Here is a 15,329-nt window from a genome sequence, read left to right on the forward strand (position 1 = left end):
TAAAAATCGAATCTCGATAAAAATGTTCTGTAAAATCTCAAAAAACATATAAATTTTAGAACCAAAGCAAAATTACGACAAAAAATGTATTTTTAATCGAAAAATTTAGAAGTATGAATTATTCAGGCATTATATAAAATGTGTATAATGACTGGTTTGATGAGAGAATTTTCAGTGTAATAATAGCTACTTATAAATTGCAATTTGACGCGATTTGTGCAACAATTAGAGGGATTGTTTACAGATAAATTATATTAGAAGGAGGCAGTTTAACTGCATGACTATTAATGATAATCAATTTAAACGAATTAAAGAATTAACTGAATTACAAGGAATTTCCGGTAATGAGGGCGAAGTAAGAGCTTACCTCAAAGAGAAATTAACACCACTTGTTGACGAAGTTGAGATAAGTGGCTTAGGAAATATCTTTGGAATTAAAAAATCATCAACAGAAGATGCACCTAAATTAATGGTTGCAGCTCATATGGATGAAGTTGGTTTCATGGTAAGCCAAATTAACGATAACGGAACGTTTAAAGTGACACCAATCGGTGGCTGGAACGTTTACGCTGTATCCGCACAACGTTTTACTTTACAAACGAAACAAGGAAACTATCCTTGTGTCTCGAGTGCAGTAGCGCCTCACTTATTACGTGGAAGCAAAGCTCAATCACTCAAACCATCAGATATTTTATTTGATGCTGGTTTTACTTCCAAAGAAGAAGCGATGTCTTACGGCGTTCGTCCAGGCGATAGCTTAGTGCCAGATGTAGAGACAATTCGTACAGCGAATAATGAATCAATCATTAGTAAAGCTTGGGATAACCGTTACGGAAGTGCTGTAATCTTAGATACATTAGAAAAAATCCAAGGTCAATCACTTAAATCAGAATTAATTATGGGCGCGTCAGTTCAAGAGGAAGTGGGCTTACGTGGTATTCGTGGAGCGGTTCACCGTTACCAACCAGATTTATTCTTAGCTGTAGATTGCTCGCCAGCAGCTGATGCTGAAGGTAAGAAAGATGTTCAAGGTCGCTTAGGCGAAGGCTTCTTACTACGTGTTCAAGATCCAGGAATGATTACTCACAAAGGCTTACGTGAATATTTATTAGATACGGCAGAGACAAACAATATTCCGTATCAATACTTCTTCTCAAAAGGTGGAACAGATGCAGGTGCTGCTCACACAATGAATGATGGTGTCATCAGTGGAGTTATTGGTGTGCCAGCGAGATATATTCATGGTCATCAATCACTCTTTAGAATTTCTGATTATGAAGCGGCACAAGCAATGCTAGAAGCTGTAGTCACGACATTTGATCGTACGACTTACGAAACGTTAGTTCAAAATACTTAATATCGACCGAAAGAAAGGATATAATAATTATGTGGATTGCATTTTATAATGAACAAGGTGTTGGAGATGTCTTAATGTTAACTCGAGGGAAAGCAGACGAGAATCATTTATCAACAGAATCAAATAATGGTGTGACAATTGTGAGAGATAGCACTCAAGATAACCAAGTAATGTCAATTAATTTATTTAATATTTCTGAAACATTTAAACCAAATGGTAATGGGAATGTTGATTTAACTGAAGAACAAGTGTCTCAAGTTAATGACAAGATTAAAGAAGCAGGCTTTGACATTGAAGTAGAGGTTGACTCAAAACCTAAATTCGTAGTAGGATACGTTGAATCATGTAAAAAACACGAGGATAGCGACCACTTATCAGTCACACAAACAAATGTCGGCGGAGAAGTTTTACAAATTGTTTGTGGAGCAGATAATATTGCTGAAGATATGAACGTCCTTGTCGCACGCCCAGGGGCTACGATGCCAAACGGTATGATTATTTGGCCAGGAGAATTACGTGGTGTTGAAAGTTTTGGTATGATTTGTTCAACCCGCGAATTGGGTTTAACTGATATTGAGGATTTACCAGGGATTTGGGAGTTGAAAGACTCGTTTGAGCCAGGAATGAGCCTTGAAGAAGTTGTCGCTTCATACAAGTAATAAAAGTTGATTAAACTAGTAGTCAAGGATGTGTAATAATGAAAAAATACGAAGGACCCGCATTTAACAACCGAAGTGGTCAGTCAGATAAAAGACGCTTCGCTCATCCAACTCAAGGAATGGATTCTGGTAAATCTAAGTTTGAACCAGCCTATCTGAATCAACAAAAGAAAAAGCAACAACCCAAAGATAATCAGCCGGTTGAAGCGAAAGAAACAAAAGAGGACTCACTTCGTGAACCAAAACAGACAACTCAACAAAGTGGACTGGAACATTATGAGATTCCTTTTTTGAAGAAGCAAAATAAACAGACGACATCGTTAAATACGCAACAGAGCTTAGAAGAAACTCAATCAAGCGATGATGAAACATCAACGGTAGTCAGTAACTGGGATGCAACTAAACCGTCTCTGAGGTCCAATTACGAACCTTCATTTAAGAAACAAGTGGCAAATACTCATGAAGTTCAAGATGAAGAAGAACAAATTGAAGACAATCCATTTGAAGAGCGACCTTTCAAAGCGACTGAATTACCAAAACCATATAAGAAACAAAAATTAAGCAACCGACAAGTAGACGAGAATACAAGATTACTAGCTAAAAGATTGCAAAAATCTAAAAACAACTTTTTATTGTTTGAGGACTAGGAGGCAATAAAATATATGAATATGATTAATAAAGAACATAAATATCATTTTGTTGGAATAAAAGGGTCTGGAATGAGTGCATTAGCGCTGATTCTTCATGGCGAAGGCTTTGAAGTTCAAGGAAGTGACGTAGGGAAATACTTCTTTACACAACAGGAATTAGAGAATCAAGACATTACTATCTTAGAATTCGATGCTGACAATATTACAGAGGATTTAACAATTATTGCTGGAAATGCATTTAATGATGATCATCCAGAATTAGTTAAAGCCAGAGAATTAGGTCTAGAAATCTATCGATACCATGATTTTATCGGTGGCTTAATTCAAAATTATACAAGTATTGCAGTGACAGGTTCACATGGTAAGACATCAACAACGGGCTTACTATCACACACATTAAAAAACCTTGCACCGACAAGTTACTTAATTGGTGATGGGACTGGGTTTGGTGATGAGACAGCGACATACTTCGCTTTAGAAGCATGTGAGTACCGTCGTCATTTCTTAGCTTACAAACCAGATTATGCCATTGTTACTAACGTTGATTTCGACCACCCAGATTACTACCGCTCAATTGAGGATGTATTTGAAGCGATTCAAACGTTCTCTAATCAAGCGAATAAAGCAATTATTGCTTGTGGGGATGACGAATATCTACCGAATTTAAAGTCAGATGGGCCAATTTATTACTACGGACTCACTGAAGAGTCGCGTGTAAATGCGAAAAATATTGATCGTACTGTTGAAGGTTCTGAATTCGACGTTGTGATTGACGGAGAAGTATTTGGAAGATTTGCGATCCCAGTATATGGTGAGCACAATATCTTAAATGCTTTATCAGTCATTACAGTGCTTTACTTAGAAGGCTTCAAAGCAGAAGATATTAAAGAGCATATTGCTACTTTTGGTGGGGTTAAACGCCGTTTCTCTGCGCGTCAAATTCAAGATTTAACAATCATTGATGACTACGCACATCATCCATCTGAGATTACAGCAACCATTGATGCAGCAAAACAACGCTACCCAAATCGTGAAATTGTCGCAATCTTCCAACCCCATACGTTCTCTAGAACGGTTGCGATGTTGAATGAGTTTGCAGAGTCGCTTTCTTTAGCAGATAAAGTATATCTTGTAGAGATATTTAACTCAGCGCGTGAAGCGAATGGGGAAGTAACAATTGAAGACCTTGCGAAATTAATCCATCAAAATGTTGAAATCATCTCAACGGATCACTTATCACCATTAATGGGTTATAAAGATGCAGTATTCCTGTTCATGGGCGCAGGAGACATTGATGAACTTTCTCGTCAATTTGAGAAAGCATATGCTAACTTAAGCCCGAACCGATTATAGAATAGAAACAACAAGCGGCCAACGAGTTAGAATTCGTTGGCTGTTTGTGCTTAATAATTAAAGATGGAGGAATATTCAATGAGTCAACGTAAAATTATGTTAATTGACGGAAGTAGTCTTGCCTTTCGAGCTTTTTATTCAATCTTAGATTTAGACCGTTTTAAGAACAAATCAGGTCTACACACGAATGCACTTTATAGTTTTCATCGAATGTTAGACAGTGTCATGGAACAATTTCAACCGACACACATATTAGTCGCATTTGACAAAAGTGAAGTGACATTCAGAACGGATATGTTTAAAGAGTATAAAGGCGGGCGACAAAAAACGCCAAGTGAATTCAAAGAACAAATGCCTTATCTTAAAGTCTTATTAGATGCATACGGAATGAAACACTATGATATCTTGCATTATGAAGCGGATGATGTGATTGGAACACTATCGCATCAAGCAGATTCGGATGATGAAGTTATTGTTATTTCTGGAGATAAAGACTTAATTCAACTCGCCACAGATAACGTCACGGTGTATATTACCCGCAAAGGTGTGAGCCAATTAGAAGCTTATACGCCAGAGACAGTGATGGAAACATACGGAGTGACGCCAAAGCAGTTTATTGAGTTAAAAGGTCTAATGGGAGACCCATCGGATAATTACCCAGGTGTCACACGCATCGGTGAGAAGACGGCCATTAAATTAATCAAAGAATATCATTCTGTCGAAGAATTGTATGAGCGTCTTGATGAGTTAAAACCATCTAAGATGAAAGAAAACTTAACCAATGAAAAAGAAGAAGCGTTCATGAGTAGAGAGTTAGCTGAAATCTTATTGGAAGCGCCAATTGAAATTGGGATTGACGACATCACTTATGAAGGGAAGAATATTGAAGAGCTCGTTGAATTTTACCGTCAAATGGAATTTAATAGTTTCTTGACTGAACTTCAAGCGACGTCAGATGTCGATATCACAGCGATTGAATCGGACGAACCACAACTTGAATACGACGTACAGTTTGTAGATGTAATCACAGAAAATATTCTACCTAAACAAACAGCAGTATACTTTGAAACTATTGGGGACAATTATCATTTTGATGATGTTTTATATGTTTCTTGGTATGATCAAGTTGCGAATACGGTTTATGTTGCTGAAGCATCTGTGGCTTTAAATGACACTAACTTTAAAGCGTGGCTAGAAGACGAATCCGTTGATAAAATTTTATTCGACTCAAAACGAGATGAAGTCTTAACAAGTCATTATGGGATTCAATTAAAAGGAATCATATTTGATACTTTAATTGCGGCTTACCTCGTTGAAGCGAATCATATGGACGAGATTGCGAATGTCGTAAGAGCACTAGAAGTACCAGTGAACGTAGAGCTAGACGAGATGGTTTACGGAAAAGGTGCGAAACGAAAATTACCAGAAGATACTGATGTAACGGTAAATCATGTCGCAAGTAAAGCTATGGCATTGGATGCGTTAGTAGAGCCATTACGTACTCGTCTAGTTGATTTAGAGATGGATGATCTATACGAAGACATCGAAGTGCCAGTGGCACGTGTTCTAGCTCGAATGGAAATTGCCGGAATTAAAGTAGACGGCGCTACTTTAGAAGAGAAGAACGAAGAATTAATCGAACGTTTAAAACAAATGGAAGCACGTATTCACGAACACGCGGGTGAAGAATTTAACGTGAATTCACCAAAACAGTTAGGAGAAATTTTATTCGACAAGATGGGCTTGCCAGTCATTAAAAAGACAAAAACAGGCTACAGTACAGCTGCCAACGTTCTTGAAAAACTGTTAGATGAGCATCCCATTATTCAAGAAATTCTTGATTACCGTTCTATCAGTAAACTTCAAGGAACTTACTTAGCGGGCCTACCAGGATATATTAAAGAAGATGGGAAAATTCATACGAAATTCGTCCAAACATTAACGCAAACAGGACGTTTAAGTAGTGCAGATCCAAACTTACAAAATATTCCGGTACGTTTAGAAGAAGGCCGTAAAATTCGTCAAGCCTTCGTTCCTTCAGAAGAAGGTTGGCAATTATTTGGCGCCGACTATTCGCAAATTGAACTTCGCGTGCTTGCACACATCAGTCAAGAAGAGCATATGACGAATGACTTTATTGCGGGTGAAGATATTCACTCGGCTACTGCTAGACGTGTGTTCAATTTAGAATCGACGTCAGATGTTGATAGTAACTTACGTCGCCAAGCTAAAGCTGTAAACTTCGGAATCGTATATGGAATTAGTGATTACGGATTATCACAAAACTTAAATATTCCAAGACCTGAAGCGAAAGAATTCATTGAACGTTACTTTGAAATGTACCCAGGCGTTCAGAAATTTATGGATGACATTGTTGAAAAAGCTCGAGAAGATGGCTACGTCAGCACATTATTCCATCGCCGTCGTTACTTACCTGACATTAAGGCAAGTAACTTTAATATTCGTTCATTTGCAGAACGTACAGCAATGAACTCGCCAATTCAAGGAACAGCAGCAGATATCTTGAAAATCGCGATGATTCGTCTACAAAAAGCCATTGACGATGAAGGGCTTCAAGCTAGAATCTTACTACAAGTGCATGATGAGTTAATCTTAGAAGCACCTGCAGAGGAGATGGAACGCTTAAGTGAGCTCGTACCTGAAATTATGGAACACGCTGCAAACTTAGACGTACCTTTAGAAGTCGATTATAACCAAGGGATTAATTGGTACGAACTATAATATTGAATACTAGACTCTTACTCTTTATGGGGTGGGGGTCTTTTTGATGTTTATATGAGTGGTTAACTGGAAGAATAAAAAATAATTGTTCCAGCTGCGGTGATTAACTGGAAGAATATAAAATAATTGCTCCAGTTGTGGTGTTTAACTGGAAGAATAAAAAATAATTGCTCCAGTTGCGGTGTTTAACCGGAAGAATAGTAACAAATTGTTCCAGCTGCGGTGCTTAACTGGAAGAATAAAAAATAATTGTTCCAGCTGCGGCGTTTAACTGGAAGAATAAAAAATAATTGTTCTAGCTGCGGTGTTTAACCGGGAGAATAGTAACAAATGTTCCAGCTACGCCATTTAACTAGTACAAGCAAAATTTATTCCTCCTGAAGTTCAATCAATTGCTTGATAGCTAGGATTATCCTATAATTAAATTACTGTTTATTGAAATTGATCACAGTCTCTACGGTGAAAGTGGCGAAAATTTCAACGCCAATCACCTAATTTCATAAAAGGAGTCGAAGTATGAAAAAAGCAAAAAATATTATTACCTTACTCGTCTTAGTCAGTTTGGTCCTTGTCGGTTGTACATCAGGTGCTTCAAGTGATACCATTAAGGTTGGTTCAAAAGATTTCACAGAAAGTCTAATCGTGAGTGAAATTTACGCCTTAGCCTTAGAAGAGAATGGTTACTCAGTAGAGCGCGTACCAAATATCGCAAGTTCAGTAATACCTCAAGCAATTGAAAATGCAGAAATTGATTTGTATCCAGAATATACTGGGACAGCCTTATTAAGTATCTTCAACTTACCGATGGATACAGATCCTGATAGTGTTGCTGAAACAATTCGTAATGCTTACGAAGAAGGTGGCGAGTTAACGACACTTGAATATGCGCCAGCGAACGATTCACAAGGTATCGCAATTACAACTGCTGCTTCTGAAGAATACGGTATTGATACAATCAGTGATTTACAAGCAAATGCTGAAAACATTCGCTTTGCGTCTCAAGGTGAGTTTGAAGAACGAGAAGACGGCTTAGGGGGACTTGAGGAAGTCTACGGTGAATTCAATTTTGAATCAATCACTGTCTATGATAATAGCCTAAAATATCAAGTCTTAAGTAGTGATGAAGCAGATGCGACACCTGCTTACACGACTGAAGGGCAATTATCGAATACTGATATGTATAAAGTATTAGAAGATGACCAAAACTTCTGGCCACCCTATAATTTAGTGCCGATTATTCGCCAAGATATACTCGAAGCAAACCCTGATATTAAAACAATTATTAATGACATTAACGCAACACTTGATACACAATCTGTTGTAGATTTGAATGCTAGCGTTGATATTGATGGGCGAGACTATATGGAAGTTGCGGAAGAATACTATAATTCGATTCAATAAACCAAGCACACAAATTTTACGCGAGTAGAAGAAAGCTCTCTACTTGCGTATTTTTATTGGAAACAAATATTTTGGGAAAAGTGTCTAAATCCTGTAAACTATACAGAAGATGCGACAACAAATTAGAATTGGAGGGAATTGCTTGCTAAATCAAATGATAGAATACTTTCAAACGGACTCCAGTGAGTTCACCGGATACTTGGTCCAACATATTAAACTAAGTCTAATAGCCTTAATTATTGCGATATGTATCGGCATACCCTTAGGTTATATTAGTTACCGAAATAAGAAGGTAGGTGAGGTCTTAACAACGTCTTCGCAATTACTGCGAATTATACCGAGTCTAGCGGTGTTATTCATCTTAATACCAATCATAGGGGTGGGAGAATTACCGGCACTGATTGCGTTAACTTTTCTAGCCATTCCGCCAATTATTATGAATACGATTCTTGGCTTTAATGAAATTCCGGCGATCACTTTAGAAGTGGCCCGAGGCATTGGAATGAACCAGAAACAATTACGTAACCGGATTGAAATTCCACTTGCAGCGCCTTACATTTTAAATGGAATTAAACTAGCCTTAGTTGAAATTATTGCCAGTGCAACTTTAGCAACCTATATCGGAGCTGGAGGACTGGGAACGTTAATCTTCACCGGGCTTGGACTTTACCGAATGGATTTATTAATCATCGGTGGGGGAACAGTGGCATTATTATCACTATTAAGTATGGCTTTAATGGATTTATTAATAGAGAAAGTGGGGGAGAACTATGGCTAAGGCTAAGATAAAATTCAGAAACATCAACAAATCCTTTGATGACAAAGAAATCATTAAAGACTTGTCTTTTGATATCGAAGAAGGTCAATTCATAACGATTCTTGGCTCATCTGGGTCAGGTAAGACAACGACTTTAAAAATGGTCAATCGCTTGATCGAACCAAACAGTGGTCAAATTGAAATCAATAATAAAGAAATCAAAGAGTATGATTTAATCGAATTGCGCCGACAAATCGGCTATGTTGTTCAACAAATTGGACTTTTCCCACACATTACGATTGAAAAGAATATTGCTACCGTGCCAGAATTACTTGGCTGGGAACCAGAGAAGATTAAAGAACGCGTAACTGAACTAATGGCTTTAATTCAATTGCCGTATTCCGAATATGCACACCGATATCCTAAGCAATTATCCGGTGGTCAACAACAGCGTATTGGCGTGGCACGTGCACTCGCAGCCAATCCTCAAATTATGTTGTTAGACGAGCCTTTTGGTTCTGTTGATGCGATTACCCGTAAAGAATTGCAGTCACAAATTAAAGCAATCCATGCAGAATTAGACAGTAAAACATTCCTATTCGTTACACATGACATCAATGAAGCCTTCTTACTCGGCGATCGCGTAATGATTATGGATAAAGGACGCATTGAACAATATGATACGCCTCAAAATATTATAAAAAATCCAAAAGGTGCATTCGTGAATAGTTTATTAGATACGGTTCGCGAAGAAGAATCATTATGGAGTGAGTTAATATGATCGATTACTTAGTTCGATATAGTGACCGTCTTATTGATGCGACAGTAACACATCTGCAACTTGTGACCATCTCATTACTCATCGCCATTGCGATTGCTGGCGTGATTATCTACACTTTAATTCATAACCAAAGATGGTTAAAGCGACTGACTTACTTTTTCTCTGCTTTATATTCCGTTCCAAGTTATGCTTTGTTTGCGCTATTAATTCCTGTGACAGGCTTAGGCGCAGATACGGCTATGATTGTCCTCACATTGTACTGTGAATATATTTTGCTGCGGACCTTTAGTACAGGAATACAAGAAATTGACCCTATGATTGTGGAAGCAGCTATCGGGATGGGAATGACGGATAAAGAATTATTCTTTCGAATCTACCTGCCACTTTCTTCTAAGGCAATCTTTAGTGGGATTCGACTTGCCATGACTTCGAGTATCGGAATTGCGACCATTGGTGCGACAATTAATGCTGGAGGCTTAGGAACGATTCTCTTCTCAGGTTTAAGAACACAAGACATGGTTCAAATTCTTTGGGGGATGATTTTGACGGTTTTATTATGTATTGCGTGCAACTTTATCTTAATACAAATTGAAAAATTTGCGTTAAGAAATTATGAAGTGGAAGGTTAATTTGCTTATAAAAGTTTGAAATTACTTGATGACTCCCAAATGTGAAAGCATTTGGGTATTTTAATATAATTCGGTATTTTATGTCCAAAGTATATAGAAATTTTGTTATAATTATCATATGTAGAAAGAGGTGCTTGCATGCCCGAGTTACCGGAAGTTGAAGTAAATCGAAAAGGTTTAGACAAATTAGTCAAAGGTAAAAAAATTAAAAATATTAACGTCTTTTGGAAGCGAATTGTTGTTCAATTTGAAGAGAATCCAAATGTCCTTCTGCCCTTAATTGATGAGACCATATTATCGGTGGACAGACGAGGTAAATACTTATTATTCCGTTTTCCTGATGGTTATTTAGTGTCTCATTTGCGGATGGAAGGAAAGTATTTTTATTTTCCAAAAGAGGAAGTACCACTAACAAAAGACAAACATACGCATGTCATCATTGAGTTTCATGATAAGAGCCAATTACATTATAATGATGTACGGAAATTTGGTAGAATGGAGTATGTTCCAAAATATTTAATTGAAGCATTCTTTGCCGAACGAAAGATTGGTCCAGAACCAACGGAAGCAGAGTTTCATTTAGAGGACCTCAAAGATCAATTAGAGAAGTCAAAGCAACCTATCAAATCGGCTTTGTTATCACAAAAGATAGTAACTGGCTTAGGAAATATTTATGTGGATGAAGTCCTATTCGAAGCGCAGATTCACCCACAAACAGCCGGATTCCAACTATCAGATAAACAAATCAATACCTTGTATCATGCTATAATTAATATAATGAGTAAGGCAGTGGAACTTGGTGGATCAACGATTCGAAGTTACCGCAATACTGTTGGAGAAGCAGGACGCTATCAGAACGAATTAAAAGTATATGGTAAGACCGGAGAGCCTTGTGTCCGGTGTCAAACTCCCATTGAGAAAATCCGCGTAGTCCAAAGAGGGACGCACTTTTGTACCGTTTGCCAAAGATTATAACAGGAGATAAACGCATGAAAACTATTGCTATAACAGGAAGTATCGCAACTGGTAAATCCACGGTTTCAAAGTACTTAATTCAACAAGGGTATCCAGTGATTGATACAGATATTATTAGTCGTATTGTGGTTGAAAAAGGCACTATCGGCTTAGACCGTCTGAAAGAAAATTTCGGTGAAGGTATTATCCAAGAAGATGGAACGTTAAACAGAAAAGCTTTAAGCAATATTGTGTTTAATGACGCAGCGAGTAAAGAGAAACTCAATCAGATTTTACATCCGTTAATTTCTAAAGAATCCAAAGAGAGAATGGCAGCATATAAAGAAGAAGGCCATTCACTGATCTTTGTGGATATTCCTTTGTATTATGAAGTGGATATAGATATTCCAACGGATGCTGTCTGGCTTGTATACGTCTCCCCAGACATTCAATTAGAACGCTTAATGAAGCGGAATCTAATGAGTGAAGAAGATGCACGCCAACTTATTAGCAATCAAATATCGATTCAAGATAAGGCCAAATGGAGCGAAATCGTGATTGATAATTCAAACACACTTGAAGAGACTCATAAACAAATCGATCAACTATTAAAAGCAGAGAATAACAAGTAATTACTTAAGGAGGTATGTACAATGCAATGTCCTAAATGTCAGGGTCAGTCATCCAAAGTGATTGACTCACGTCCGGCAGAAGAGGGTCAATCCATTCGTCGAAGAAGAGAATGTTTACAATGTGGCTTTCGTTTCAATACTCATGAGCGGATCGAGCAATCACCATTACTAGTAGTAAAACGCGATGGTACGCGTGAAGAATTTAATCGAGATAAATTAATGCGAGGCATTGTTCGAAGTGCGGAAAAACGGCCGATTGCGGTGGAGCAGATGAATGAACTTGTGAATCAAGTGGAAGAGTCCATTCGAGATGACGCTGACCAAGAGATCGAAACAAGCCGTATTGGGGAATATGTCATGCCTCTTCTTATGGAATTGGATGAGGTTGCCTACATTCGCTTTGCGAGTGTCTACCGTGAATTCCAATCGCGTGAGAGTTTCATGAAAGAATTAGAATCTATGGCAGGTAAGCATGGATCACAGATTGAGGAAGGTCAAGATCAAGATGAGCCTAACCATTAATCCGCTTCAACCCTTTGTTTTAAAAGGGCAAGCAGATATTTCAGCTAATTATCTAGAAAGTTTAACTCATTTATATCAACCAATTATCGGTCCAGAAAGTATGGGTCTATACTTAACGCTAATGTCAATGCCAACAACTGTTCACTTGGATAGTCGCAGATCATTACGTCATCAAATTTTACTACTTCACTTGAACATTGGTATTAAAGAATTGAACGAAGCACGGATAAAACTCGAGGCCGTCGGTTTAATGCGAACATATCGCGATATGAAATCAAATTCGAATCCCGTACATCAAACAATTCTCTATGATTTAAAGTTGCCCCTACTCAATCAAGCCTTTTTCCAAGATGCTTTATTAAGTACAGCTTTATTAAATCAATTGGGCGAGAAAGACTACGAAGAGTTAACAACACTTTTAACTGTAGAAGCGATTGATGAGGATCGTTATGCTGAGGAGACGTCCACCTTTCAAAAGGCGTTATATCCTATTCAAGTCAATGAAGCTGCTACAAAAGTTATTGACGAACAACCAGATAAAGTGCATAATTATGCACCCGGTTTAGAATATAGTCGTTTTATTTCTTATTTAATTTCTGAAGGAATAAACCATTCAGAATTATCTGAAGAATTGAAAAAACAGATTTATGCGATCCATGATATTTACGGCAATACAGAAAGCGAGTTAGCTAATCTAGTATACTTAGCTATGGATAAAACTACCGGAAATGTAAATTTAAATGACTTGAAGAAAATTGCTCAAAGACAAAATAAAAAAGCTGAATCGAATTGGCAATCGAATTTGCAACAAGACCAACTTGAGCCAAGGACGAAGTCGAACCGAACGTCTCGAATGTATTCGAAAGAAGAAGTAGAAGACCGCAGACAACAATTAAAAGCGCAACATCCTGAATTAGCGCCAGAAGCGGTTCAATTGGTGATTTCGTGTGAACAAATGCCGAGTAATGCATTCTTGAATAAGATGAAGCAAGCCAAAAAAACTTTCGCAACCGATTCAGAACATTTTTATATTAGAGATTTAGCAGAAAAAACACGTTTAAACGAACATGTTGTGAACTTTTTAATCTACTATCTTTTAGTGATTAACGACAGACCGAATATTTATAAAGGCGAATTGCAACGTGTAGCGAGTGAATGGGAACAAGAGGAATTAACGGATATCCCTAAGGCGATGCAATATGTGAAAGAACAACGCAAGAAGAAAGAAATCGAACAGAAGCAAAGAGAAAACCGTTCGAATTACAAGAAACGTGGACAATCCCAGCATCAAGAGATTATTCCATCTTGGTTGAAGGATAAGGAACAGTCCGTGCAACAACAAGAGAGTCCACAAACTGCATCTCAACCGCAATATAGTGAAGATGAGATGCGTAAGCGTCTGAATGAGTTAATAGGGGAAGAAGGTGATTCATAGTGCAAAAAATTAATCAAATACTGACTCGGTTTACGAGAGATCCAAAGTTTCAAGCAGATTATAAAGCGACCGTCGATTATGTCTTAAATCATCCCGATGTCAAAGCGTTTGTGAACCAGCATGAAGAGGCCATTTCTCAAGAAATAATTGAAAATTCGCTTTCTAAATTGAATGAATTCGCACGGGAAATGGATCTAATAAGAAAAGGAGAACAAGGACAAAACCCTGGTTTTAAACCAGTTTTGTTCTTGAATTATAATTACATCGATGTGTCATATGTACCAACGAAGGCCTACTATGACAACAAAGAGAAGCAGCAACAAAGAAGTTTACTAGACAACCGAATGATGTCTGCGGATGTTAGAGAAGCAACCTTGACTGAGTATTATGCCAATACAGAGTCGCGTAAGCAACTTTTAGCCGAAGTGATCAGCTTTTTAGATGAGTACAAGAAGAACCCACATCGTGCTCAAGGCTTATACATTTCTGGGGAATTCGGTGTAGGGAAGACTTATTTACTGGGTGCGTTAGCCAATGCACTGGTGAAGTTGAATAAAAGTGTGACGATGATGCATTATCCAACTTTTACAACGGAGATTAAATCAACCTTTGTGGATAACTCAACACAACAAGTGTTAACAGATGTGAAGTCGGTCGATATCCTAATTATTGATGACATCGGAGCTGAAGCTAATACCGTTTGGGTACGTGATGAAGTATTGACGACCATTCTTGAATACCGTATGAAGGAGTTATTACCTACATTCTTCTCGTCGAACTTTAACTTAAAAGAGATTGAAAGCCACTTAGCTCACTCAAGAGATGGTGGTAACGAAACAATTAAAGCCAAGCGAATTATGGAAAGAATTCGTTTCCTAGCAAAAGAAGTCTCCCTTACAGGAGAGAACTTAAGACATAGAAATAGATAAGGAGGGATGATTTGAACCGTAATCCTGAAGAAGAACTCAAACAAAAGCGACTATTCATGATTTATTTTGGAATCGCCTTAGCCATTCAAGTAATCGTCTTATTCATCTATTATTTTAGAGAAGGACAAACACAATTGGCCTTTCCAATGCTTCTGGGTATTTTTATTACAGGTGCTGGCTTGGTGACGCTTTCTCAGTTTGGTAAGCGACAATAGGACTTGTAATTCAATAAAAGTTATGATATAAATATGATATAACTTTTGCTGCCATTAGGAAGCGAAAAGCCCTTAAATGAATAAACGACTTTACATGAAGACAACTTTGTAAACTCAATGCTTTCAGAGAGGGATGATTTGGTGCGACATCCTACATTGCTTTATATAAGACCCCTTCATATACTTTTACTCTGAACTCGGTTTCGATATTAGGAGTAGACGCAGACGCCCGTTAAGCTTGAACGAAGTTCATAGAACACTCATTTAGTGTCTCTACGGAAAAAATTGGGTGGAACCACGTATTAAATTTCAC

Annotated in this window: 15 protein-coding genes; all 15 read left to right on the forward strand. The window is 37.7% G+C overall.

The window, feature by feature from the left end; genetic code table 11:
* Positions 1-283: 283 nt before the first annotated feature.
* The 15 genes from pepA (at position 284) to FEZ33_RS06895 (ending at position 15,016) form a co-directional block, all read left to right on the forward strand.
* Positions 284-1,357 carry a glutamyl aminopeptidase gene (pepA, locus tag FEZ33_RS06825; RefSeq protein ID WP_138404688.1) on the forward strand — a complete coding sequence of 358 codons (1,074 nt, stop codon included), beginning with the start codon at positions 284-286 and terminating at the stop codon, positions 1,355-1,357.
* A gap of 29 nt (positions 1,358-1,386) precedes the next feature.
* Entirely contained in the window at positions 1,387-2,016 is a 630-nt protein-coding gene (ytpR, locus tag FEZ33_RS06830) for a YtpR family tRNA-binding protein (protein WP_171031313.1), read from the forward strand.
* A gap of 38 nt (positions 2,017-2,054) precedes the next feature.
* Complete coding sequence (locus FEZ33_RS06835) at positions 2,055-2,663, forward strand: hypothetical protein (protein ID WP_138404659.1); 609 nt, start codon at positions 2,055-2,057, stop codon at positions 2,661-2,663.
* Between the two features lie 21 nt (positions 2,664-2,684).
* The gene (murC, locus tag FEZ33_RS06840) at positions 2,685-4,019 is read left to right on the forward strand and encodes a UDP-N-acetylmuramate--L-alanine ligase (RefSeq protein ID WP_138404689.1); all 1,335 of its coding nucleotides are present in this window, start codon (positions 2,685-2,687) and stop codon (positions 4,017-4,019) included.
* Positions 4,020-4,097: 78 nt separating this feature from the next.
* Positions 4,098-6,761, forward strand: a complete 2,664-nt coding sequence (gene polA / locus FEZ33_RS06845; protein ID WP_171031314.1) for a DNA polymerase I — start codon at positions 4,098-4,100, stop codon at positions 6,759-6,761.
* Positions 6,762-7,277: 516 nt separating this feature from the next.
* Positions 7,278-8,162, forward strand: a complete 885-nt coding sequence (locus FEZ33_RS06850) for a glycine betaine ABC transporter substrate-binding protein (protein WP_138404660.1) — start codon at positions 7,278-7,280, stop codon at positions 8,160-8,162.
* A 127-nt stretch (positions 8,163-8,289) separates the two neighbouring features.
* Positions 8,290-8,940, forward strand: coding sequence for an ABC transporter permease (locus FEZ33_RS06855; RefSeq protein ID WP_138404691.1), 651 nt, complete (start codon positions 8,290-8,292; stop codon positions 8,938-8,940).
* Positions 8,933-9,700 (forward strand): ABC transporter ATP-binding protein, encoded by a 768-nt coding sequence (locus tag FEZ33_RS06860; RefSeq protein ID WP_138404661.1) that lies wholly within the window; start codon positions 8,933-8,935, stop codon positions 9,698-9,700. The genes FEZ33_RS06855 and FEZ33_RS06860 overlap by 8 nt, the downstream gene beginning before the upstream one ends.
* The gene (locus FEZ33_RS06865; RefSeq protein ID WP_138404662.1) at positions 9,697-10,329 is read left to right on the forward strand and encodes an ABC transporter permease; all 633 of its coding nucleotides are present in this window, start codon (positions 9,697-9,699) and stop codon (positions 10,327-10,329) included. The genes FEZ33_RS06860 and FEZ33_RS06865 overlap by 4 nt, the downstream gene beginning before the upstream one ends.
* A 138-nt stretch (positions 10,330-10,467) precedes the next feature.
* Positions 10,468-11,304 (forward strand): DNA-formamidopyrimidine glycosylase, encoded by an 837-nt coding sequence (mutM, locus tag FEZ33_RS06870; protein ID WP_138404663.1) that lies wholly within the window; start codon positions 10,468-10,470, stop codon positions 11,302-11,304.
* A 14-nt stretch (positions 11,305-11,318) separates the two neighbouring features.
* Positions 11,319-11,915 carry a dephospho-CoA kinase gene (gene coaE, locus FEZ33_RS06875; RefSeq protein ID WP_138404664.1) on the forward strand — a complete coding sequence of 199 codons (597 nt, stop codon included), beginning with the start codon at positions 11,319-11,321 and terminating at the stop codon, positions 11,913-11,915.
* Between the two features lie 21 nt (positions 11,916-11,936).
* Positions 11,937-12,437 (forward strand): transcriptional regulator NrdR, encoded by a 501-nt coding sequence (gene nrdR, locus FEZ33_RS06880; RefSeq protein WP_138404665.1) that lies wholly within the window; start codon positions 11,937-11,939, stop codon positions 12,435-12,437.
* Entirely contained in the window at positions 12,421-13,872 is a 1,452-nt protein-coding gene (locus FEZ33_RS06885; RefSeq protein WP_138404666.1) for a replication initiation and membrane attachment family protein, read from the forward strand. Before nrdR ends, FEZ33_RS06885 begins: the two co-directional genes overlap by 17 nt.
* The gene (dnaI, locus tag FEZ33_RS06890) at positions 13,872-14,801 is read left to right on the forward strand and encodes a primosomal protein DnaI (RefSeq protein ID WP_138404667.1); all 930 of its coding nucleotides are present in this window, start codon (positions 13,872-13,874) and stop codon (positions 14,799-14,801) included. Before FEZ33_RS06885 ends, dnaI begins: the two co-directional genes overlap by 1 nt.
* 11 nt (positions 14,802-14,812) lie before the next feature.
* Entirely contained in the window at positions 14,813-15,016 is a 204-nt protein-coding gene (locus FEZ33_RS06895) for a hypothetical protein (protein ID WP_138404668.1), read from the forward strand.
* The last annotated feature ends 313 nt before the right edge of the window (positions 15,017-15,329 follow it).

The organism is Ruoffia tabacinasalis, assembly GCF_005864045.1.
Taxonomy (GTDB): domain Bacteria; phylum Bacillota; class Bacilli; order Lactobacillales; family Aerococcaceae; genus Ruoffia; species Ruoffia tabacinasalis.

Coding starts and splice junctions, on each gene's coding strand:
- ytpR (WP_171031313.1), top strand. CDS start 1,387: ATGTGGATTGCATTTTATAATGAACAAGGTGTTGGAGATGTCTTAATG.
- FEZ33_RS06835 (WP_138404659.1), top strand. CDS start 2,055: ATGAAAAAATACGAAGGACCCGCATTTAACAACCGAAGTGGTCAGTCA.
- murC (WP_138404689.1), top strand. CDS start 2,685: ATGATTAATAAAGAACATAAATATCATTTTGTTGGAATAAAAGGGTCT.
- polA (WP_171031314.1), top strand. CDS start 4,098: ATGAGTCAACGTAAAATTATGTTAATTGACGGAAGTAGTCTTGCCTTT.
- FEZ33_RS06850 (WP_138404660.1), top strand. CDS start 7,278: ATGAAAAAAGCAAAAAATATTATTACCTTACTCGTCTTAGTCAGTTTG.
- FEZ33_RS06860 (WP_138404661.1), top strand. CDS start 8,933: ATGGCTAAGGCTAAGATAAAATTCAGAAACATCAACAAATCCTTTGAT.
- FEZ33_RS06865 (WP_138404662.1), top strand. CDS start 9,697: ATGATCGATTACTTAGTTCGATATAGTGACCGTCTTATTGATGCGACA.
- mutM (WP_138404663.1), top strand. CDS start 10,468: ATGCCCGAGTTACCGGAAGTTGAAGTAAATCGAAAAGGTTTAGACAAA.
- coaE (WP_138404664.1), top strand. CDS start 11,319: ATGAAAACTATTGCTATAACAGGAAGTATCGCAACTGGTAAATCCACG.
- nrdR (WP_138404665.1), top strand. CDS start 11,937: ATGCAATGTCCTAAATGTCAGGGTCAGTCATCCAAAGTGATTGACTCA.
- FEZ33_RS06885 (WP_138404666.1), top strand. CDS start 12,421: ATGAGCCTAACCATTAATCCGCTTCAACCCTTTGTTTTAAAAGGGCAA.